The 21,647-nt window shown below is 58.4% G+C and carries 23 protein-coding genes and 2 pseudogenes; 9 read left to right on the forward strand and 16 right to left on the reverse strand.

Annotated features, from left to right (window positions below; translation table 11 throughout):
- Positions 1 to 127: 127 nt before the first annotated feature.
- The 8 genes and pseudogenes from HV823_RS20240 to HV823_RS20270 all read right to left on the reverse strand — a co-directional run bounded on the left by HV823_RS20240 (position 128) and on the right by HV823_RS20270 (position 5,994).
- Positions 128 to 2,011 (reverse strand): amidohydrolase, encoded by a 1,884-nt coding sequence (locus tag HV823_RS20240; protein WP_176951559.1) that lies wholly within the window; start codon positions 2,009 to 2,011, stop codon positions 128 to 130.
- A 192-nt stretch (positions 2,012 to 2,203) separates the two neighbouring features.
- Positions 2,204 to 3,721, reverse strand: a complete 1,518-nt coding sequence (locus tag HV823_RS20245; protein ID WP_210270874.1) for an amidohydrolase — start codon at positions 3,719 to 3,721, stop codon at positions 2,204 to 2,206.
- A complete protein-coding gene (locus tag HV823_RS26520) occupies positions 3,718 to 3,933 on the reverse strand; it encodes a hypothetical protein (RefSeq protein ID WP_210270875.1) in 216 nt (71 codons plus the stop codon). The genes HV823_RS20245 and HV823_RS26520 overlap by 4 nt, the downstream gene beginning before the upstream one ends.
- Before the next feature lie 199 nt (positions 3,934 to 4,132).
- Positions 4,133 to 4,231: pseudogene (locus tag HV823_RS27380) on the reverse strand (transposase domain-containing protein); the annotation flags it as partial.
- 16 nt (positions 4,232 to 4,247) lie between these two features.
- Positions 4,248 to 4,466, reverse strand: a pseudogene (locus tag HV823_RS20255) (transposase domain-containing protein); the annotation flags it as partial.
- Between the two features lie 54 nt (positions 4,467 to 4,520).
- Entirely contained in the window at positions 4,521 to 4,889 is a 369-nt protein-coding gene (tnpB, locus tag HV823_RS20260) for an IS66 family insertion sequence element accessory protein TnpB (RefSeq protein ID WP_425487682.1), read from the reverse strand.
- Complete coding sequence (locus tag HV823_RS20265) at positions 4,886 to 5,272, reverse strand: transposase (protein WP_210270876.1); 387 nt, start codon at positions 5,270 to 5,272, stop codon at positions 4,886 to 4,888. The genes tnpB and HV823_RS20265 overlap by 4 nt, the downstream gene beginning before the upstream one ends.
- Positions 5,273 to 5,667: 395 nt before the next feature.
- Positions 5,668 to 5,994: a GYD domain-containing protein gene (locus tag HV823_RS20270; protein ID WP_176951561.1), complete on the reverse strand. Its 327-nt coding sequence runs from the start codon at positions 5,992 to 5,994 to the stop codon at positions 5,668 to 5,670.
- A 197-nt stretch (positions 5,995 to 6,191) separates the two neighbouring features.
- Between HV823_RS20270 and HV823_RS20275 the strand changes: the two genes are divergently transcribed.
- Positions 6,192 to 6,431, forward strand: a complete 240-nt coding sequence (locus tag HV823_RS20275) for a hypothetical protein (protein ID WP_176951562.1) — start codon at positions 6,192 to 6,194, stop codon at positions 6,429 to 6,431.
- A 347-nt stretch (positions 6,432 to 6,778) separates the two neighbouring features.
- The gene (locus tag HV823_RS20280) at positions 6,779 to 7,636 is read left to right on the forward strand and encodes a class I SAM-dependent methyltransferase (protein ID WP_176951563.1); all 858 of its coding nucleotides are present in this window, start codon (positions 6,779 to 6,781) and stop codon (positions 7,634 to 7,636) included.
- 4 nt (positions 7,637 to 7,640) lie between these two features.
- Here HV823_RS20280 and HV823_RS27385 read toward each other — a convergent pair whose 3' ends face one another.
- Entirely contained in the window at positions 7,641 to 7,898 is a 258-nt protein-coding gene (locus HV823_RS27385) for a GNAT family N-acetyltransferase (protein ID WP_176951564.1), read from the reverse strand.
- A gap of 220 nt (positions 7,899 to 8,118) precedes the next feature.
- Complete coding sequence (locus HV823_RS20290; RefSeq protein WP_176951565.1) at positions 8,119 to 8,547, reverse strand: helix-turn-helix domain-containing protein; 429 nt, start codon at positions 8,545 to 8,547, stop codon at positions 8,119 to 8,121.
- A gap of 72 nt (positions 8,548 to 8,619) precedes the next feature.
- Between HV823_RS20290 and HV823_RS20295 the strand changes: the two genes are divergently transcribed.
- Together HV823_RS20295 and HV823_RS20300 are read left to right on the forward strand one after the other, a co-directional pair.
- Positions 8,620 to 10,020, forward strand: coding sequence for an MFS transporter (locus HV823_RS20295; RefSeq protein WP_176951566.1), 1,401 nt, complete (start codon positions 8,620 to 8,622; stop codon positions 10,018 to 10,020).
- Positions 10,021 to 10,071: 51 nt separating this feature from the next.
- On the forward strand, positions 10,072 to 10,317 hold the full coding sequence (locus HV823_RS20300) for a tautomerase family protein (protein WP_246301814.1): 246 nt from the start codon (positions 10,072 to 10,074) through the stop codon (positions 10,315 to 10,317).
- A gap of 195 nt (positions 10,318 to 10,512) precedes the next feature.
- On the opposite strand, the gene HV823_RS20305 is transcribed toward HV823_RS20300, so the two are convergent.
- The gene (locus HV823_RS20305; protein ID WP_176951567.1) at positions 10,513 to 12,144 is read right to left on the reverse strand and encodes a GMC family oxidoreductase N-terminal domain-containing protein; all 1,632 of its coding nucleotides are present in this window, start codon (positions 12,142 to 12,144) and stop codon (positions 10,513 to 10,515) included.
- A gap of 188 nt (positions 12,145 to 12,332) precedes the next feature.
- Positions 12,333 to 13,124 carry an alpha/beta fold hydrolase gene (locus tag HV823_RS20310; protein ID WP_176951568.1) on the reverse strand — a complete coding sequence of 264 codons (792 nt, stop codon included), beginning with the start codon at positions 13,122 to 13,124 and terminating at the stop codon, positions 12,333 to 12,335.
- A 135-nt stretch (positions 13,125 to 13,259) separates the two neighbouring features.
- Here HV823_RS20310 and HV823_RS20315 point away from each other — a divergent pair, with 135 nt between their 5' ends.
- The gene (locus tag HV823_RS20315) at positions 13,260 to 13,727 is read left to right on the forward strand and encodes a MarR family winged helix-turn-helix transcriptional regulator (RefSeq protein ID WP_176951569.1); all 468 of its coding nucleotides are present in this window, start codon (positions 13,260 to 13,262) and stop codon (positions 13,725 to 13,727) included.
- A 14-nt stretch (positions 13,728 to 13,741) separates the two neighbouring features.
- Here the strand turns inward: HV823_RS20315 and HV823_RS20320 are convergent, their stop codons facing one another.
- Entirely contained in the window at positions 13,742 to 14,521 is a 780-nt protein-coding gene (locus HV823_RS20320; protein ID WP_176951570.1) for an SDR family oxidoreductase, read from the reverse strand.
- Positions 14,521 to 14,841 (reverse strand): nuclear transport factor 2 family protein, encoded by a 321-nt coding sequence (locus tag HV823_RS20325; protein WP_176951571.1) that lies wholly within the window; start codon positions 14,839 to 14,841, stop codon positions 14,521 to 14,523. The genes HV823_RS20320 and HV823_RS20325 overlap by 1 nt, the downstream gene beginning before the upstream one ends.
- A gap of 96 nt (positions 14,842 to 14,937) precedes the next feature.
- On the opposite strand from HV823_RS20325, the gene HV823_RS20330 reads away from it, so the two are divergent.
- Complete coding sequence (locus HV823_RS20330) at positions 14,938 to 15,843, forward strand: LysR family transcriptional regulator (RefSeq protein WP_037435299.1); 906 nt, start codon at positions 14,938 to 14,940, stop codon at positions 15,841 to 15,843.
- Between the two features lie 561 nt (positions 15,844 to 16,404).
- Here HV823_RS20330 and HV823_RS20335 read toward each other — a convergent pair.
- Positions 16,405 to 16,740: a hypothetical protein gene (locus HV823_RS20335; RefSeq protein ID WP_176951572.1), complete on the reverse strand. Its 336-nt coding sequence runs from the start codon at positions 16,738 to 16,740 to the stop codon at positions 16,405 to 16,407.
- On the opposite strand from HV823_RS20335, the gene HV823_RS20340 reads away from it, so the two are divergent.
- From HV823_RS20340 to HV823_RS20350, 3 genes are all read left to right on the forward strand, one after another.
- Positions 16,733 to 18,679 (forward strand): DUF3604 domain-containing protein, encoded by a 1,947-nt coding sequence (locus HV823_RS20340; RefSeq protein ID WP_176951573.1) that lies wholly within the window; start codon positions 16,733 to 16,735, stop codon positions 18,677 to 18,679. The two genes, HV823_RS20335 and HV823_RS20340, sit on opposite strands and share 8 nt — an antisense overlap.
- Before the next feature lie 87 nt (positions 18,680 to 18,766).
- Positions 18,767 to 19,609, forward strand: coding sequence for a peptidyl-prolyl cis-trans isomerase (locus HV823_RS27240; RefSeq protein WP_176951574.1), 843 nt, complete (start codon positions 18,767 to 18,769; stop codon positions 19,607 to 19,609).
- A complete protein-coding gene (locus HV823_RS20350) occupies positions 19,606 to 20,604 on the forward strand; it encodes a HupE/UreJ family protein (RefSeq protein ID WP_210270877.1) in 999 nt (332 codons plus the stop codon). The genes HV823_RS27240 and HV823_RS20350 overlap by 4 nt, the downstream gene beginning before the upstream one ends.
- A gap of 138 nt (positions 20,605 to 20,742) precedes the next feature.
- On the opposite strand, the gene HV823_RS20355 is transcribed toward HV823_RS20350, so the two are convergent.
- A complete protein-coding gene (locus tag HV823_RS20355) occupies positions 20,743 to 21,474 on the reverse strand; it encodes an MgtC/SapB family protein (RefSeq protein WP_343051954.1) in 732 nt (243 codons plus the stop codon).
- Between the last annotated feature and the right edge of the window lie 173 nt (positions 21,475 to 21,647).

A 21,647-nucleotide genomic window follows, 5' to 3' on the forward strand; every position in this document is an offset into this window, starting at 1 on the left:
GCGTTTTGACGGCACCTTTCGGATCAGCGTGTGGCGTGCTCGAACACATGGGTGATTGTAGAACGTTCGCTCGAATCCAACGGAGGATTACCAACAACATTCGCAGCCTGGCGTGGATGAAACTCGGCTATCCTGCTTTTGTCAGGGCATTCGACAAAATGTTCGAAAGAGTGGAGCGAAGCGCATCACCAGGGCCGCAGGCGTGATCCTCGCCGCCCGCACTGACTGCAGCAACTCCACGGCCAGTATCGGCTTTCGTTCTGAAGGCCCAACGTCGCTGGTGGCCGTGCCGGAATTTAGGTTCATTCCGATACTCTGTCCTGTCGTCAGATCGATCGACCTGTTGGATACGTCCTTCAAGTACCGTGCCCCAAACCTTAATCCCTGCGAGCTCCTTTGGTGCCACCTCATAAGGGTTCTGTTCGAGAATGGTGAAATTGGCGAGTTTACCAGGCGTGATCGAGCCAATCTCGTTCTCCAGACGGATCGAGTATGCAGCGTCGATCGTGATGGCCTTCAACGCGGTATCGATGTCCACGACCTGATCCGGACCCGCCACCTTGCCTTCGGCAGTTGTCCGGGTAATCGCAGACCACACAAGTTGAAGGGGCTTGGCCGGGGCCATTGGCATGTCGGAATGGAACGAGATGGACATGCCAGCGCTCTTTGCGTCCGCGAGCGGGACGATCCGCGCCGAGCGTTGCGGACCGATGCCCACTTCGGCGTAGCGTCCCGCCAGAGCGGTCACGTAATACGGATTGGCGCTGACAATGGCACCCAGCCGTGCGGCGCGGATCACCTGGTCCTTCGTGGAAAATCCAAAATGCACGATGGTCGTGCGGTGATCAAAGCGCGGCCTGCGTCGCTGCGCCTCCTCCAGGTTGCCGAGCAACACGTCCATGCCGGCGTCTCCATTGCAGTGGACATGAATCTGGTAGTCCTCGTCCCAGAAGGTCTGGAACGCGTAATGGAAGACATCCGGGTCCATGATCCACGCGCCAGCATGTCCGTCGGTATAGCCGTCTTTCATCTGCATGAGTTGGCTATAGATCGCGCCATCGATCAGGAACTTGATCTGCTTTGGCATGTATCGCGTTCGACCGCGACCCCAATCAAGCACAGTTTCGGCCATTGCCACCATGGCAGCCGGATCGTGGCGCTCCATGGCGGCAAACGTCTTTCCGTCGCCGATGAAGTAGTGGTTGAAGGGTGTCTCGTCGTTCGAGTAGACGGCATTGATCGCTTCCTGAAGGGGTTTCGAGTAAAACCCTCCAGGCTCGCAACAGGTCGTGATGCCGTTGCGATGGTAATAGCGCACCGTGAACTCCAGCCCCTCACGTAGCCGCTCGGGCGTGGCGACGGCTGGACCGAGGCGCTGAAGCACTTTGAGCGCTCCCTGTTCGTAGAAGTGCCCCTTCTCCATATCGGACTGGGCAGCCTCGCTCGGCGTAAACGTGGCGAAGAACGAGTCGTCAATGCCAAAGCGCTGCATCACTGCTGTGTTCAGGAAGAACTCGTGGCAAGAGCGATGCCATATGACGACCGGGAAATCGGGGGCGAGTTGGTCGAGCTTCGCGCGGCTCATTTGCCCGTGGAAGTAGTGGTGGTAGCCCCAGGTCACAAAGACCTTCGTCCGATCCTTGTGAGCGGCCAAGGCTTCCTTCAATCGGGTCTGGTAGCCTGGCTCGTCACGGACCTGTTCGGAAAAGCCGTCAACGGTGTCCCACGGCTCGATCGAAATGACGACCGAAGGCATGGTTAGCCCCGCAAGAACCGGATGCACATGCTGTTCAACAAAACCCGCGATGATCACCTTGTCACGGAAGGTGTCGTCCACCTCGAATGGCTGATCGCCAGCCATCGCCTTCAGCTCCGACAGCGTCCCGACTGCCGCGATACGGTCGTTCACAACCGCAACCGCTTCCACTTGAGGATGGGCAGGGTCCATGGTCAGGATTTGCTTCGCGACATAGATTCTGGCGCTCGGCAAGAGTACGGCAGCCGTTCCCATGTCCTGCAATCCGACTGCCTGTGCGAATGCGCCGCTAGATATCGCCACGGTGGAAGCGCCCGCCATGAGATGCAAGAAAGTCCGTCTGCAAAGTTGGTTCCTGAGGCTCATTGAACATCCCCCTGAAGGATCGAAGCCTTCACGATGCGTGCTTCGGATTGGCTTTGGCCGTGCGCCCGTCTCCGGACGGTGTCAGTCGGCCCTGTAGATTGTCTCGCCTTCCTTGATCGTCTCGACAACCTTGATGTCCTTGATCGCCATTGGATCGACTTCGAGCGGGTTCTTGTCGAGAATGACAAGATCGGCCAGCTTGCCCGGCTCCAGCGACCCCTTCCTGTCCTGTTCGCCGTACTGCTCTGCCGCCCATATCGTCATCGTCTTCAACCCCTCCAGAGGCGAGACGCGCTGATCGGGACCGATCTCCGCACCTGCCCGAGAAACACGATTGACTGCCGACCACAGCATGAACATCTGGTCGAGGGGCGCGACGACGAAGTCGGTGTGGTTCGTGGGATGCAGCCCGGCATCGATCGCATCCCGCATCGGGCTGATGTACATCGCCTGCTCCTTGCCGCGATTGGCGATATGGGCCTCGGCGAAGTAGTAAGTGTGCAGCGTGTAGAAGGACGGGCGAATCTTGTATTCGATGTACTTCGGGATTTGGTCCGGGCGGGTGAACTGAGCGTGCACCATCGTCACATGCCGGTCCTTGGTCAGGTCGCCAGCAGCAGCAAGTTCGTGGGCCGCGAAAAAGGTGTCGATTGCGGCATCACCATTGGCGTGGAGGTCAAGCGGCACGCCGAGGTCGTAGACCTTCTTGACCATCTGATTGACGGTGTCCTGCGGAAAGGTCAGCTCACCCTTCCAGTCCTTTTCTCCGGCGGGACCACCCGTCAGATATGGTGTCGTGAAGAATGCAGTGCGGCCCTGCGGCGAGCCATCGATGGTAATCTTGACGCCGCCGACCTTGAAACGGTTGTTGTATTTTCCCCATTCGCTCACCGGGTATTCCGCGGCGATCTTGTCGACGTCGGTGATGAAGGGGTAGGCGATGACATCGATGACGTTGGCACCCGCGTCTGACGCGCGCTTCATCGTCTGGAAATTGGCGAGATGCGTGGCCCCCTCGTGCGCCGTCGTGATGCCCGCCTCGGCATAGAGCATCTGCCCCGCTTTCGTCGCCTCGATTTCCTGTGCCGGCGTCATCGGCTCGGACTGCTCCATTGCCTGCAGGAAGGCGCTTTCCATGATCAGGCCGTATGGCTCATCGGAACCATCCTTGCGCACGATCACGCCGCCAGGCGGCGTCACCGTTTCCGCGCTGTAGCCGTATTTCTTCAGCGCAAGACTGTTCATCACCGCGCCATGCATCGACACATGGTCGACCCGGACCGGGTTGTCGGGAAAGGCGGCATCCAGATCGTCCCGGTTAAGGAGCCGCCCGCCGGGCATGACGGTGTCGTCATAGCCATAGGCCATGATCAGTTCGCCCGTGGGAATATTGTGATCGTCGGCGAACTTCCGGATCGCGGCGATGATGCTCTCGACGTCCTTCCCGGTCCCCGAGGGCGGCGCGTACACTTTCGCCTGGTTCGCAACGGAGAGCGAGTTGATGTAGTGCGAATGCGCGTCAATAAAACTCGGAAGAAGGGCCTTTCCCCCAAGGTCGATGACCTTGGTGCTGTCGTCCTTATGTTCCTGCTCGATCATCTCGCGCTGCCGACCGCAAGGATCAGTCCGTTCTTGACCGCCAGCGCCTCGGCGGTCGGTTCGGCATCGTTGATCGTGACGATTTCGCCACCAACGAAGATCGCATCGGCCGCGGAGATGTCCGCAGCCAGTGCCGCGGTTCCAGCGCAAGCTGCCAGCACGCAGGCGATGGCTGTTGACCGCGACAGACATGAGATTGCACGGATGCCCATCGAAAATCCTCCCGCTCCGATGCCGCCGACTTCAATATACACACGGTGGAGTGGCTTTTCTTGATTCTGGTCAAATCTTCGAACTCACCGACTTGCCGTCGGATCGTTCGTCTGGCGAAGGTCGCTCAAATCGCAGCTTCATAAAGCGACCTATTGCCCGGTACCGTTGTCGAGCACAGACGCGCTTGAGGGGTCTTGATCACACCGTGACGGGATAATTCCAGGGGAGCAGTTCGTCGATGCGGCCCTGTTTGTGGCCGTTGACGATGGCCGTGAGCGTGGTGGTCAGATAGGCCTGTGGATCAACAGCACTAAATTGCCGCGATGGCCGTCTCTAAATCCTCCAGGGCCAGTTCGAACTGGTCGGGATTGGTCTTCTCGGATTTGCGCCCGAAGGCCGTCTGCTTGAAGGCGGCAACCAGTTTTTCCAGCCGTTCAATCCGGTCGTCCTTGCGAACCTCCCGGGCTTGCGCCGCGACCAGCATCGCCTTCAGGGCGGCAATCTCGTCAGGAAGATCGGCGGCGTTAAGCATGCGCCGGGTCTACCAAATCCGACCGTGGTTTACCTTTGGAATTTGCTGCCCGAGTCATCGTGCCGCAGCTATTCGATGGCCTCCGGCGCTCTTGCCGCAACGGAGCGAACACGACGCCAGTCCAGGCCCGCAAAAAAGCGCTTCGAACTGCGCATGGCTCAGGGTCATCAGGCCGTCCTTGATGCCGGGCCAGCCGAAGGTGTGCTCTTCCGGCCGCTTGTAGGCCATCACGATGCCGGAGACATCCCAGTAGATCAGCTTCAGCCGGTCCGCCTTGCGCGAGCGGAACACGAAGACCGTTCCGGTGAACGGGTCTTTGCGCAGCTCGTTCTTCACCACGGCCGCCAAACCGTCTTGGCCTTTACGGAAGTCTACCGACTTCGTCGCGACCATGATCCGCACACGGTTCGATGGGAAGATCATGCGAGAGCCGCAAACGCACGCGCAATGGCAACGATCCGGGCGGTAGACGCGCCTTCCTCAAGACGAATGTTAATAGGACTGACGACGATCTCGGGACGACTGACGTCTTTGATCGGCGGCTCGGCGGTAGTTGTCTCGACGACCATCGCCGCGAATTCCACCGCGTCCTCGGGCACGGACAAAACCAGCTTGCCCTGCCGCGCCATCGTCCGCCAAGACGACAGGTGGTTCGGCTTCAGCCCATGGCGCTCCGCCACCTCGTTCACCGTTACGCCCGGCCGCAGGCTCTCCGAAACAATCCTGGCCCTGACCTCATCGGGCCATTGGCGATGTCCCTCACGCCCGGCCTTCCCGGTCGTGAGTATCTCCAGCGTAGTCTCCATGGAGAAACTCCCTTTTGTCATCCACGCAAAGCCGATCACAGATCATGGCTGACAAGACAACGTGGGGACAGAACACCGGTTACGGTTGGTCGCCAACGCTCATGAATCCAATGCACTGGAACCGCGTGTCCGCTGTAGGCGCGATCAAATCGTCCAGCTCTCTCGATGGCGACGTCTGCTTTCGGTTGGCGGCTAAGTTGGTCTCTACGGCCGCCATGCGGGCGCAGAGCGGACAACAAGCGTCGACAGGACCATGGGGTGACACGGCGACAGGCCACCGTAGTGATCCGGCTTGTGTGTGGCCAAAGTCACGCCCTGATCGCTCATCCCGCACGTTCATCTTTTTGAAATACGCACCGCAAGGCATGCCGAATTGGATAGGTGCGAGACGACACCTACGCTCCTGGCGAGCGATAACCAACCGTTCTTGCTAACTCCATAGCCTCCAGTGTTTCCTCCACCGTAAGCAATGGCGTCGTCTCGTACTTTGACACAGCGCCACCGCCTCCAATCGCGATTGCGACGGCGGCCATCGAGACGTTGTCGGGTGCCTCCCACAGGGTATACCCGTCGTGCGATCCGAATGCGTACCAAAAGCCGTGAAGCTTACCTCCGACTGATTCAATGTAACTACGCGCGGCATCCCGACGGTCTTCGGGATTTCGTGTCAATCGGTCCCAGGTTTGCGGTGTGTAGCTGAAGCGTGTCAGGTAAAGTGCCATTGCCGATGCTCCTTCCCTCGTTACCAGATCATTTTACCGCATAGTCGGGATACAATCGTATCGACAAAACAGCATCCGTGGCGCTTTGCGGCAATACTTGTCTTGGTCGCCCGCCATTGGCGCTGGGCCGATGCTGGGCTATAATCCATCAGTTGCCGGAGAGGCATCCGCGCTCCGGCTTTGGAGGAGCGACGCCTATGATTGTGAGGATTTCAACTGCCCTTTTTTTGGCGCTCGCGCCTGTGAATGCCTTCGCCAACCAGTGCCCCACCATGATGACTGCAATTGACGCAGCCCTCCCGCACGCCTCCTTGTCTGAAGCCGACATGGCCAAGGTCAAGCAGCTACGCCAGCAAGGCGAACAGTTGCACCAGTCCGGCGACCACACAGGCTCGGAGGCAGCACTCGGGGAAGCGAAGAAAATGCTCGGACTCTAAAGAGCCGTATCGCCCCCGGCCGTTAAGCTTCGAAAAGTTCGAACGGTCGGCATGGCCGCTCGGCTACTCTTCCGTTTCGTGGTCTAGTGGCCGAGGATCAAAGTTTTGGTGGCGCAATCAAGCCGTCCAACCCTGTTGCTGGCGACGTCTGCTTTCGGGCAGCGGCCAAGTTGGTCTCTAGGGCCGATGTGACGGCGCTTTGCAGATGGAAAGGGGGCGGATGGCCGACCGTCCGCAGCCAGGACAGACAACACGAAGAAAACGGACATTAGAGTTCTTGCCGCAATCGGGGGATAGCCCGAGAAAAAAAACGGCGGCATATAGTTGCAAACGGGAGGGTATATGCCATGACCGTAGAAAGGCAACAGCCAGCCGGAGCACATAGCTACGAGTTCTACAGCGCCCAGTATTCACGGTTCAGCAACCTATTGGCGGCCGAAATCAGACGCGAGGCCTATGGGGAGGACCTGGGGCAACAGGGGTGGCGGACGCTTGACGAACAGCAGGAATTGATTGGGCTTGTCAACGAGCGACCGCACGGCCGATTGCTGGATGTTGCGTGCGGCTCTGGCGGCCCTGCGATTGCCATCGCCGCCGCCACCGGCTGTTGGCTTGCAGGTGTGGATATTGAGGAAGCCGCGATCGAACAGGCGAAATCCCTAGCTGCGGTTGGGCAATTGCGGGTCGGCCCCACCTTTATCGTCGCCAATTGCAGCCAGGTGCTGCCGTTCGAAGATGATGATTTCGATGTCATCTCTTGCATTGACGCCATCATCCACCTGGCTGACCGTCGAGCGGTGTTTGCAGACTGGTTCAGATTGCTCAGGCCTGGTGGTCGGCTGATCTTGACGGATGCGTGTGTGTTAACTGGAGTTGTCTCGAAGGAGGAGCTGGACATCAGGGCGTCTCAGGGAACGTTTCATATCGCTCCCGTCGGTTTCAATGAGGTCTTGCTTGAGCGAGCGGGTTTCAAGTTGCGGGCCTGCAAAGACACGACGGACGCTGTCGCAGGTGTGGCCATGCGCCTCCATCGTGCTCGAGAATCCCGCCGTGACGCGCTGCTGGAAGAGGAGGACGCTGGGTGGTTCAAGAGCAGGCAGACATTTCTGGCGACGACGGCTGAACTGGCGACAACGGCGAGACTATCCAGATTCTTCTATGTCGCGGAGAAGCCAGAACAGGAGTGGAATCCGAGAGAACGGTAGAGGCTTAGCGCCTCATCGTGGTTGCGGCCGGTATCCAGCCACATGGTGGTGTAGCCCGCTCAGCAGACAAGCGCACGATGGTTTCGGCGAGACGGCGGCCCAACCCTAAGCCTCGGCCCTCGGGACTGATGAACATGCGCTTCATCTCGCATGTGTGTCCGTCGATCCGCTGCATCATCACACAGCCGGCCACCTTTCCGTTCAGGCGGGCAACAAGAATCTTCCCGTCTGGAGCCGAGTGTACTCTCGGTAGGCTGTCCAAAAGTGCGGCCCATTCTTCTGGCGTGTAGTATCGGTCGACGAACCAGGCGTTTTCGCCATAGTGCGATCGGCATCAGTCGATGAAGACGTTGCACAAGGTTCGAATGGCAGGGAAGTCGTTAGGTCCGGCCGGGCCGATCTCCGCGTTGCGACACGCCTTCATGGAACTCTCCTCCTGTCCCCAGCGGGATCATAAGTCTAAAATTCCAGGTCCGAATGGTTCAAATTTTTTGGGGCATGGCACTTCGGGTCCGGTGTGACGACTTCGATGCTACGATCACCAACCTGCGAAACCTTGGGCATTCCATATGACTCTCCGCCGGGCAGTCGGCGACATGGCGAAGTGCATTTCTAAGGGCGGTCATTCTGCGGATTTGAGTTTCGAGTTCATCGGCACGAGCATGGATAGCCGCGCGAGGAAGGTCCGACACGCCCCCTTTGCCAAGCATTGCTTTTATCTCTTCGAGCGAGAAGCCCGCAGTTTTGCCGAGTGATATCAGCGCAAGCTGGGTGAGAGCTTCGTTTCCGAACTGGCGTCTCAGCCCTCGGCGTCCGATCGACTGGATCAGGCCGATTTCCTCGTAGTAGCGCAATGTCGATGGAGGGACCCCGCTCCGTTCAGAAAGCACCCCAATGTCGAGAATTTTCATGCTTGACCTCAAGTCGGCTTGAAGTGGCAACCTATCCGTCACTCAAAATCCAGGCAAGAGGAGCAAACACTTATGAACATCCGAAGCACCGCCCGACCATTGGTCGCGCTAGCGGGGGCGACACTGATCGCTTCACTGGCTGTGAGCATCGCCACTGTCACACTTCCAGTTCTGTCGCGAGAATTTGCCGCGCCAATCGCGAGCGTTCAATGGGTGATGCTCGCATATCTCGTCTCGACGACGGTAACGATCGTGTTGGCCGGGCATCTCGGAGATCAACTCGGAAACAAGCGCGTGCTGGTCATTGGTACTGCGGCGTTCGCAATTGCGTCCGTGATCTGCGCGGCCGCACCGACGCTGGGGGTGTTGATCGCAGGCCGAGCGATGCAAGGTCTTGGCGGAGCGGTCCTCCTGTCTTTGCCCCTGTCGGTCGTCAGGCAGACTACTTCGATGGACCGGACAGGTTCGGCGCTGGGTCTGCTCGGAACGATGTCGGCGATCGGGACCGCACTTGGACCTTCGGTTGGCGGGATCGTGATCTCAGAATTTGGCTGGCGCGCAGCGTTTGGAGGACTGGCAGTGTTCAGTCTCGTCGTTCTCGGCCTAAGCGTCCAATTCATCCCGGAAATGGATGTGCGGAAGCGCGATGGAGGCGTGCGAGCCGACTGGCTTGGCGCTGGGTTGTTGGCCATCACACTGACGCTGTATGCGTTAGCGACGACTGGCAGCCATGCTGTTCCCAATTGGATTTCTGTGTCGTTGCTCCCGTCGACCGCTCTGGCGTTCGTCGCATTCATGATCGCGGAGTTGCACGCGGATGCGCCGTTTGTCCCTTTCTCGATACTGCGCAACAAGCCGATTGTAACGGCATTGTCCGCCAACCTGCTCGTCTCCACCACAATGATGTCGACCTTGGTGGTCGGGCCATTTTTCCTGTCGTTTGCGTTGGGGCTGAGTGATGTAAGCGTTGGTCTTGTTATGGCGATTGGCCCCGTAACAGCAGCACTCACGGGTGTGTTGGCAGGACGAGCAACAGATCGCTTCGGTACACAGCGCGTTATCGCCCTGGGGCTGATCGAAATCGTTCTGGGTCTTGCCTGCCTGGCAATACTGCCGCGACTTTTGGGAGTCATCGGATACATCGTCGCTCTCATGGTCCTGACCCCTGGCTTTCAATTTTTCATCGCAGCCAACAGCACCAGGGTTCTGCTGCCGACGACCGCAGATCAACGGGGCCTTCTTTCCGGTCTGCTTGGACTGTCCCGTAATCTCGGCTTCATGACGGGGGCTTCGGTGATGACGGCCCTGTTCTCCGCAGCAGTCGGTTCGGATGAGATCACCAAAAGTTCGCCCAACGTCATTGGCTCAGCATTCACGACGACATTTCTCGCCGCTGCCGCCGCGACCCTGCTAGCCGCGACGCTGATGCTGGTCGGCAAGGCGCGACGGATCAAATTTGAGGATGGAGTGTGAGCAACGATATCCCTACTGATGCACTTCAGGTTTGCGAAACTAAGGATCGGAATGGACATGCCTCATATCGCCGTAAAGATGTTCCCCGGACGCACCGACGAGCAGAAGCAGGAGTTTACCGCAAAGGTGGTCGAGGCCGCCAAATCAATATTCGGCTCGAGCGACGAATCCTTGTCGATTGCTATTCTCGACGTGGACCCCGCGAAATGGGACGTCGAGGTCTATGGTCCCGATATTCAGGGGAACGAAGACAAGCTGTACAAGCGTCCCGGCTATGGCGCACTGGCAAATCCGTGAAATTTGGTCCCGCGACTGGGACTGGACAAGGTCCGCTTTGCAGCAACATCGACCGGTGGCTCGATGTCCATTGTGGGGCGCAAAGCGGACGCTCGCTGAGTGCTCCGTAAGTCTCAAGCCAGGCCGAACCTAGAACGCAGTTGCGGAGAACTCGGCGACCCGCGCAGCAGGACGCCAAGCTCCTCACAAACGAGTTCACATGGACTGGGCGACAGGTTCGCTCACAGCTATCAGACCGTGTGTGTTTCGGATCAAATCGGCGGCCCGCTCTCCGATGACAACGCACGGCGCCATCGTGTTGCCAGTGGTGATCCGGGGCATGATCGAAGAGTCCGCGATACGGAGGCCGTCGATACCGTATACCTTGAGCTCATTGTCGACCACCGACATGTTGTCGCGTCCCATCTTGGCTGTGCAGGACTGATGCCAATAGGTGACTGCTGAGCGCCGGATAAAGTCGATCATTCCTGATCTGTCGCGCTGCCCCGGAGCGGTTTCGCCCGTCACCAAAGGTCTAAAGCCATCGCTGTTTCCAAGTTCGCGGCATAATTCCACTGCGGCCAACGCGGCTGCCATGTCTTCCGGCTCACTGAGTGAGTTCGGTTCAATCAGGACGGGGTCGTTCATATCGGGGCCAGAGAGCCTCAATCGGCCGCGGCTTTTCGGCTGTGCGAGACCATTGAACATGGTCCAGCCGTGCTCCGGTGTTTCGAGACCGGCCTCAAGCGGCGACGGGACGGCGAACTCCAACTGGCACTGGAGGACGTCAGGCTGGGACAGACGTGCGTCACTCTTCCAGTAGAGGTTTGCCTCGCAGCCGCTACCGCCCACTGCTTCCGGTTTTCGGTAGGCCCAGGTGCAGCCGAAGGCGAGATGATCCTGATGATTGCGACCAACACCCGGCAGGTGTTGCACGACTGGGATGCCATGCGATTGCAGTTCGTTTTCCGGGCCGATTCCGGACTGCATAAGGACCTTCGGCGTATTGATCGCGCCAAGTGACAGCACCGTTTCGCAATGCGCCATGAACTGGCGTCGCCGACCATCGATCAGAGCTTCCACACCTCTTACCCGCTTACCATCGAAGATGAGACGCGTAACCAACGCCTCGGTGATCACCATCAAATTTGGACGCGACAGCAGCGGTTCAACATAGGATTCAAACACGGTTTCCCGCTTGCCCTCCCGGATACGCAGTTCAGCAATCGATGCACCGCCAGATGCCTCCATCATTTCGCCGTTCGTGGTATTATAAAGAGGTAATCCTATGGCAGATGCCGCGTTCAACAGGGCCTCCGCCACTGCCTGCGGAGAAGTAGGCTGCGCCACATATGCAGGCCCACCTACGCCGCGACGAGTAGGGTCCGGAACGCCTTGCCAGTTTTCGATCCGGCGATAGTAGCCAAGGATCGACTGATAGCCCCAGGCGTCATCCCCGGCCTCTGCGGCAAAGTGATTCCAGTCTTCCTTATGTCCCCTGGCCCATACCATGACGTTGATGCTCGAGCCGCCGCCAAGCCCTTTGCCCATGCTGAGAGGAAGTCGTCGGCCATCCAGACCAGGTGTCGGTTGTCCAACGAAGCCCCAGTCCCGGCTGGAGCCAAGATTCAACGGCCATTGCGCAGGGTTCGATACTGTCTCGGATTTATGATCTCCACCTGCTTCGAGCAGGAGAACGCTCGCGTTTCCATTCTCTGCCAGGCGCGCTGCAACAACCGAGCCGCTGGACCCAGCGCCGCAGACGATGAAGTCGAAGACATCGCCGACGGTGTTGTGCGCGAAAGACGTATTTGCAGGTACATTTTCATCATGGGTATACAGTTTCACGTGAGTTCCTCCGTGAATTAATTCTGGTAAATTTGCTGAAGTCGTGGTCGCGAAAGACTAGGAAATGCTCATGGATCTTGGAAGGATCCGACGCCCTACCGGCATCTCGCTCGGGCCTGCGGTCTGTTTAACAGATTTGTTTCAGCGTCATCGGGAGGGTCTCGACCTTCCCGATGACGTGAAGTCGATCATTGCTTTCTCGCCGACACGGTCTTGGCGGCCTGATCAATGGTATCGGCGATGGCCGCAGGCTGCGTCATGAACAAGGCGTGGCTTGCCGACACCTTGGTGATCTTCGCCTTGATGCGCTCAGCCATGTGGATCAGCATGGCCTGATCAAAAGCTTTGTCCTCGGTGGCAATAACAGCCCAGCTAGGCTTGGTACGCCATGCCGCATTCTCGAGCTTCGTGGCGAACGCCGACATGTTGATTGGCACCTGCGCGTCCCTCAAGAACGCAACATCGGCATCGCTGACGTCATGAGCGAACCCAGCCTTGAACTTTGCCGGGCTGACATATCCAAAACCATCCTTTGTGGTCTCGATGACGAACTCCGCTGCCGGAGCAAATCCTACGTATTGCTGAGCCGTCGTTTCGCCGGCATCGGGTGAGAGAGCGGAGACATAGACGAGACCGGCAACCTTCGGATCGATGCCAGTCTCCGTGATAACAGTACCGCCCCAGGAATGTCCGACGAGAATGACCGGACCATCCTGCCGCTCGAGCGCACGTCTGGTGGCGGCAACGTCGTCTTCGAGCGAGGTCAGAGGGTTCTGGACGATTGTGACGCGATAGCCGCGCTTCGTAAGATTGTCGTAAACGCCCTTCCAGCCAGAGCCATCAGCAAATGCGCCATGGACGAGCACAACGTTTTTGACGGCCTGGCCTTCAGGGATGGTGTCGGCGGCGTTTGCGGGCAGTGCGGCGGATATGGCGGCGGCTGCGATTGCGGCAACGGTCGTTGTGGTCGTGCGCGTCATGGCTTTTTCCTTTCGTTAGTAGCGATAACTGTTATCGCGATATGTCAGTTCTTGAACTGCTCGTCAACATAATTCTTATCGCGATATTGGTTTTCGCTGTAACCTTGATTATATTGGTGCGCAAAGGAGCCCAGAATGACCAAACCCCACAATGATCCACCGCCATTGCACGATCAGTTGTGCTACGCGATTTACACTGCTGGCATCGCCATTCAGCGCGCCTACAAGCCCCTCCTCGACGAATTGGGCCTGACTTACCCGCAGTATCTCGTGCTCAACGTTTTGTGGAGCGAAGATGGGCAAACGGTCGGCGCCATTGCCAACACCCTTGCACTGGAATCCAGCACGCTTACACCACTCTTGAAGCGCCTTGAGACATCCGGCTTGTTGCGCAGGACCCGAAACCTCAGCAACGAGCGGCAAGTGGTGATCGCGTTGACCGAAGAAGGTCGGGCATTGCAGCACAAGGCAGGCTGCCTCAGCGACACGTTGCTTGCAGCTTCGACCCAGACGCCCCCGGAGTTGGCCGCTTTGAACCGCGACGTGCGCTATCTCCGCAACGCGATCTACTCCCAGATTGGCGGGTGGGACACACCCGCCTGATCTGCAGGGGGCGCCTACGCCGTGGGCACCGTACCTCCGTCGATCGTGTATTCGGTACCCGTGATCGAAGACGCGCGGTCGGAGGCAAGGAATGCGATCAGATCTGCGACCTCTTCAGGATTCGCCGGCCGACCAAGCGGAATGCCACCCAGTGCATCCATGATGATCTTCTTGCCGCCTTCCAGATCAGTACCGGCTTGCTTCGCCAAGCGCTCGGCCAAACGGACTGAGGCCTCCGTTGCGATCCACCCAGGCGACACCCGCACGACCCGGATACCTTTGGGCGAAACTTCCTTCGATATCGACTTGCTGTAAGTCGAAAGCGCTGCTTTTGCCGCTGCATACGCGGTCGTCGATTCCGGAAGCGGCATGACCCCCTGGATGGATGTCACGTGCACGACCACCCCGCATCCTCGGGCAATCATGTCCGGGACAAGGAGCCGATCAAGTCGAACAGCCGGAAACAGATTGAGTGACAGCTCCTTGTCCCATTCGTCTTCGGATAGCGCCGCAAAGCCACCCCCGGCTGCTGAAGAGCCTCCAAGCATATGGACAATGATATCTACGTCACCCAGGCGCTGACGCGCGGCGTCAGCAACGATTGCACATCCTTCTTCGGTGGTCAGGTCAGCTTCTACGAACAACTCTTCCGGGAGGCTTTCCGGACGCGCCCGCGCCGTCGTCAGCACCTGTGCACCGAGTTCGCGAAACAGGTTGACCGTCGCAGCGCCGGCGCCTTTCGTTCCAGCGGTGATGAGAGCGCGTTTACCTCGAAGATTGAGAAAATCGATCATCACTTGATCTCCAGTCCGGCGATTTTGTCGTTTTTGATGGTGAAGGCGAATGTGAGCGTCACCGGACTGCCGGGGAACTGACCGCTTACATTCGCGCGGACGAGCGCTTTGTCGCCGTCGCGTGTGGCTTCGACAGGGTCAGCGACGTAGTTGGTCGCTGTTTTCACAGCCGCCCACCATTGGCGAATTGCGGCAATGCCTCGGTGGCGAGCGCCTTCGTCTTCGACAACTGCGTCATCCAAAAAGGTCTCTGAAAACGCTTCCACATCATTGCGGCGGTCGGCGTCAAAGTACGCGGCAACTGTTGGGGGCATATCCATTGTGTTTCTCCACATGATCTGACCGGAAACTTACCCCTCGACCATTGCACAGATAAGTGGGATAAACCGGCATGCGACAGTGAATAAATCGGAACAATGGAACAACCCAATCTCAAAGAGCTGGAAGCGATCATCGCGATTGCACGGCGCGGCACATTCCGCGCAGCGGCCATCGATCTCGGCATGTCCACGACAGCGTTGAGCCACACAGTAGGCAGACTTGAAGCGGGACTCGGCGTCCGATTGTTCAACCGAACCACGCGCAGCGTCTCGCTGACGGATGCCGGCAGGCTCTTTATGCAACAGGTCGCGCCTTCCCTTCAGGATCTCCGTACCGCTCTGGAGACCGTGCGCTCGCAACGCGAAACACCTTCCGGAACGATACGGATCAACGCAGCACCCTTTGCCGCGCGCGCCATCATCTCACCGCTCGTACTTGAGTTCCTGCGCCGCTATCCTGACATGCACGTTGATATCGTCACCGAGGGAAAATTGGTGGATGTCGTCGGCGACGGATTCGATCTAGGCGTCAGGGTTGCGGGCCTTGTACCCACCGACATGATTGCCGTTTCGCTCGGCCGGCCACAGCGACATGCGGTGGTCGGCTCTCCTGAGTATTTCGAGAAGTATGGAAAGCCACTGGCTCCCCCCGACCTTTTCAATCACAAATGCATCCGCGTTCGTCTTCCCGATGGATCACTGTTTCGGTGGCGCTTCGAAAAGGACGGGGAACAGGTGCAAATTGATGTGCGCGGCCCGATAACGTTGGATGAAGCGAGCCTTACGAGAACCGCCGTTCTCGATAGTGCCGGCGTAGGATACATTTTCGAACAAGACATTCTCCCGGACATCGACGCGGGGCGCGTTATCCGTATTCTGGAAGACTGGACGCCGCCCTATCCGGGGCTTTGCCTCTACTATCCTGGGCGGCGCAATCTATCGGCTGGGGTCAGGGCTTTCTTAGAACTAGCTCGTGAACTCTCGCGACGGGCGACCGGGTGACCCGTCGATGGAGCGCCACACTGCGCCAACTGCGTCGCCTTGAAGGTATTAGCACTCCCGACCCAGCGACTAACGCACAAGGATTGGTAACTGTGACAGCGCCTTACGCACGTTCTCGGCATTCAATGGCAGGTGTTCGGCGACAGTCAGTTCGACGACATCTGACACCTCAGCGACTTTCGCGAGAAGACTGACGACGGTATGAAGTGTGAGCCAGCCCGTCGACGATACTCTCAACTGCCCAGATAGGCCTTCGGGGTTGCTGTCTTCGCACGGCGCACGCGCCTCCTATTGCGCGTTCCGGACGATCATAACGAAAGCAGACTGACTGCTTCCCAGAACCCAAGGGGGTGGTGTGAACGACCGGAGTGCGGGCGCGAAGCGGAAATCATTTCCCGTGTGGGGCCGTATTCAGACTCTCTGCTGACAGTGTCGTCAACGAGAATGCCAACATCTGTGCTCTCAACGGCTAAGCCGGGATTTGGCAAATACCCCAACATTGGCTCAGTCAAGTTTCGTAGTAGCAAGTTTTTTGGAATGGAGCCCGTGCACCCTTTTCAATCAACGAAGCCGGTAATTGCAAGTGCGGCTAGCCAACATCAAGGCTGGGTCCGCGACTTCGACGTGGTACGGTAGGCTTTCGGTTGCGACATGGAAGGGTTGGCAGAAACTGGAGAGACGGCTCACCGCGATACTTCCAGCTTTTTGGCAGGTGCCCTCTCGCCGCTCAACCTTGTCGAAGACCGCCAAGGTGGACCAGATATTGATCGCGAAGAATTCAAGCGCCGTGAGAATGGCGGGCAAAGTGAAACTTCGGTCATTGATGAAAATCAAAGTATAGCCCGCACCGATGTGATAGAGACGTTTGCCGCGAAAGATGGGGGAAGCGATGATCAAAACATCTGCTTTGCTGATAATAACGGGGCTCGTAAGCTTGGTTTCTGCCTTACCCGCAGCAGCTCAGGAGACCACCGATATCGGCAGTCTCGACAGCGCGAAGGCAGGAAAGGCATTTTCCGGCAAACCTCTCTACTCGCCCTATGCCGGACGCAATTTTCCGACCCGTCCGCTTTTCGGCGATACCCATCTCCACACCGGAGCCTCATTCGATGCTGGCGCTTTCGGAGCGCGGTTGACACCTCGCGATGCTTACCGCTTCGCCAGCGGCGAGGAGATCATGGCGTCGAGCGGCCAGCCTGCCAAGCTGTCACGGCCGCTCGACTTTCTAGTGGTCGCCGACCACTCTGACAACATGGGGATGTTCCCAGACCTCTTTGCCGGCAAACCGGATGTCATCGCCGATCCGCAGGCTCGGACCTGGTACGACATGATCAAGTCAGGTCAAGGTGCCAAAGCCGCGCTCGAAATCATCTTCAGCTTCGGCAAGGGCACGCTGCCAAAGAGCATGATCTATGGCCCCGATACACGTCCCTACAAAAATGCCTGGCAGGATACGATCGAGGCCGCCGAGGAGTACAACGAACCGGGACGGTTCACGGCCTTTATCGGCTATGAATGGACCTCCAACACAGCAGGCAACAACCTGCATCGAAATGTCGTGTTCCGCGATAATGCCGACAAGGCGGATCAGGTCGTGCCCTTTACGACCCTGAAGCCTTTGGGCAGCGACAATCCACGCGACTTATGGAAGTGGATGCAAGCATATGAAGACAAGACCGGGGGCAGTGTGCTGGCGATCGCACACAACGGAAACCTGTCCAACGGCATCATGTTTCCCATGATCGAATCCTTCACCGGCAAGCCCGTCGACAAGGACTACGTAGAGGAACGCGCCAAATGGGAACGCCTCTACGAGACGACGCAGACCAAAGGCACCGGCGAGGCGCATCCCTTTCTGTCTCCCAATGACGAATTCGCCGATTTTGAGATCTGGGACTTCGGCAATCTTGACGCCAGCGTGGTGAAGAAGCCTGAGATGCTTGAATTCGAATATGCGCGCTCGGCGCTGAAGAACGGACTCAAGCTCGAAGCACAGCTTGGCACGAATCCATACAAGTTCGGTATGGTCGGCAGTTCAGACGCGCATACGGGTCTTGCGGCGATGGAAGAGGAAAACTTCTTCGGCAAGACGACGCCGCAGGAGCCGAGCGCAGAACGCCTAACGGCAACGTTTGTCAAGGATTCCAAGACCGGGATTACGGTCATGGACTGGGAGGTTGGCGCATCCGGCTACGCCGCCGTGTGGGCAACGGATAACACTCGTGAATCGATCTGGGACGCTATGCAGCGCAAGGAAACCTACGCAACAACCGGACCGCGCATGGCCGTGCGTTTCTTCGGCGGCTGGGATTTCGAACCAGCCGATGCCGAGACTCGCAACCCTGGCGAGATCGGCTACAGCAAGGGAGTTCCCATGGGCGGCGACCTCAGGGCAGCGCCCGAAGGTAAGGTACCGTCGTTTCTGGTGGCCGCGCTGCGAGACCCAATTGGAGCTAATCTCGATCGCTATCAGATCGTTAAGGGTTGGCTTGACGATAAGGGCCAGACGCATGAACAGGTGTATGACGTCGCCTGGGGCGGGGATCGCAAACCGGGCGCCGACGGCAAGCTGCCACCGATCGGCAGCACTGTCGATATCGAGAACGCGACCTGGACCAACACGATCGGTGCGCCAGAACTGATCGCAGTGTGGAAGGATCCCAGCTTCGATCCGAGGCAGAAAGCGTTCTACTATGGACGCGTCATCGAGATACCGACGCCACGCTGGACCGCCTATGATGCCAAACGGTTTGGAACGAAGCCGCTTGAGGGTACGCGAATGACTGTCACCGAACGCGCCTATACTTCTCCGATCTGGTACGATCCAGCGAAGTAGACCGTCGGCCGTCTCGCTTCGGGCAGTCGAGGCATATGCCAAGCGGCATCGAAAGCTGTTGCGGATCGCAAGAGGGTTTGAAAGGCTGTGAAATTCAGAGCAATCTTATATTCGCCCCTGCTGCATTTCTTTGTGCTGGGAGGGCTCGTCTTCATCCTCTACAACTTCAAGAATCCACCTTCGGATCGGCCGCCAGGTGAAAGCGTGCTGCGATTGACTGAAGCCAATGCCCGGAAGCTCGCCGACGGCTTCGCCGCGACGTTTCAACGTCCGCCCACGCAGGAAGAATATCGCAATCTCGTCAAGGAGTGGGTCATTGAGGAAGCCTCGGTCCGGGAGGCACTCGCGCTCGGGTTCGACAACGGCGACACGGTGATCCGCAATCGCCTGCGTTCTAAAATGGAGTTTCTCGCCGAGGCACCTGCTGCGGCCATGATGCCTGACGACGCCACCCTCGAAGCCTTCTACAAGGCAAATGCCGGCCGCTTCGCTAGCCCGGACCAAGTCAGCTTCGAGCAGATACTCCTGCCGCCGGGGGCGAAAGCGAACGATATCGAGGCCCTCAAGACCAAACTGGAGAGCGGCGCCGATCCGACAACACTCGGAAGCGGGACAATGCTGCCGCCACAGGTTGAGGACATGTCGACGGCCACTGTCGAGAAGATGTTCGGCTCCGGATTTGGAGTCGCGGTCGCAGCGCTACCGATACGGCGCTGGTCCGGCCCAGTTTCAAGCGGCTACGGCGCGCACCTCGTCAGGTTGGCGGTGCGACGCGAAGAGGTCTTGCCACCGCTCGACAAGGTGCGCGATCGCGTCCTTGCAGAATGGCGTGCCGACGAGGCGCGACAAATGCGAGAGGAGTACAATCAAAGGTTACTAAAACGTTACACCGTCGAATTGCCGGACTTCGAAGCGAAGGGCCAGCCATGACCCTGCGCGGGGCGATGCTGTTATTGCTGTTGGCTCTAGCTCAACCAGTCGGTGCCCTGGCCCACGCGCTCGACCCTGCCTATCTTGAGCTTTCGATACTGGACGCGGGGCGTTGGCGGGTGACCTGGCGGGTGCCCGACTCAAACGGAACCCCAATGCCGATCGCGCCCAGGCTGCCAGATAGTTGTGAAACCTATGATGTCCCCGGGCCGCATTTCGACGGACGCGGATGGAGCACCACTTACGTCGTCAGTTGCCACGCCGGATTTGTTGGGGGCACGATCCGGATCGAAGGCCTAGAAAATACACGCACCGACGCGCTGGTTCGCTACGAGACTGCCCCGGATCAAGCCGTGACCAGGCGGCTTACAGGAGATCAGTCAGGGTTCGTCGTCCCAGCAGATCCAGGTCATTTCGAGGTTTTCACCAGCTATGTCGCCCTGGGGGTGACGCATATCCTGGAAGGTCTCGATCATCTGCTCTTCGTTCTAGCCCTGCTACTGCTTGTCCGCAATCCGCGCCGACTGATATGGGCCATCACTGCCTTCACCCTCGCCCACAGCATTACCCTGGCTGCCGCGACCATGGGCTGGTTCAATTTGCCTTCGGCTCCGGTCGAGGTGGTGATCGCACTATCGATCGTGTTCCTGGCCTGGGAGCTCGCCAAGCCTCCCGAACGCCGGGACCCGGTGGCCGAGCGATTTCCCGCATTGGTTTCCTTCGGCTTCGGCCTGATCCACGGGCTGGGCTTTGCCGGAGCACTGCATGAGATTGGACTACCGGAGCGCGATGTTCCCATGGCCCTCTTCGCCTTCAACGTCGGTGTAGAACTCGGTCAGTTACTGTTCATTGGCGCTGTCCTGGCGATAGGTGCAGCCGCACGCCGTATGGCACCGCTACTCGCGAGACATGATCGAGGAGTAACTTGTCTTGCAAGCTCCCTCATCGGCAGCATTGCGGCATTCTGGGTTATCGAACGCATTAGCGGCTTCTGAGCCATTTGACGGTAGACGACCACTTCCAGGAATTGATCGATAGCTGCTGAACGTCTGAAATGGGGCGCTTTTCAGCCTTTTCGCGCTACCTGCTACAGATTGAGTTGAGGCCGAAACATCTTCGCTGTCGTCCTACGGTCAATCGTCCCCACTAGACTTTGAGTCCGTCTCGGATGGCGTGGGCAAGATGTGAGGCACCGCTGCGAGTATGACCAAGACGATCGCGGTCGATAAGACGGCAGTTACCTCCATTCCCAGGCCGGCCATTACACCAATCGCGGCTGTCGCCCAGATACTGGCCGCTGTGGTGAGCCCTTCTACCTCCCGCTGCGCCGAGCGGATTATGATAGCACCCGCGCCGAGGAAGCCTATTCCTTGAACGACACCCTGCAGTACCCGTGACAGATCGCCGATCTGCATGCCGCTCTGCAGTGGACCTAAAACGAAAAGTGCAGCACCCACGGCAACCAACATGTGAGTCCGCAAGCCAGCACTTCTGCCCTTGCTCTCGCGTTCGAACCCGAGAACCCCACCGAGTACCGCCGCGATCACAAGGCGCACAGTGATGCGAGTTATGGCCGACGCGTCTGGAACATCAGAGAATTCTTTGACTAACGTCCCCCAAACTTCGTCTCCCACGGTCGCATCCTTATGTCGTTCGCAAATTTGGCATGTAAACGAGGTGCCATACAAACGCTGCGCTGGCAACTTCACTGCCGCCATCGTCACCCGTGAGGGTAACGTTTGTGCCGATAGGGGGAATAACAGCCATCTCGCACCGTCAATTGCCGCGGGATGCCTTCCCCCAACCGTCCAGCGGAGCGATTGCTCGTGCGAGCGCAAGCAGCAAGCACCGGGATGTAAAGCCATGTCTGCATTTGGGTACGGGCAAACACGGTGTCTATGACTGGAATGGGGCGCAAAGCGGACAGGCTGCTCAAGCCGGAACCGGGCCGGTCAGTCACGGCGCAGCGCTTTCACCTCGTCGCTCATCAGTAACAGAAATGTGAATAGGTGTACGCTTACCTTTTAGCAGGCGCAAC

This window comes from Mycoplana rhizolycopersici (assembly GCF_013378445.1).
GTDB lineage: Bacteria > Pseudomonadota > Alphaproteobacteria > Rhizobiales > Rhizobiaceae > Mycoplana > Mycoplana rhizolycopersici.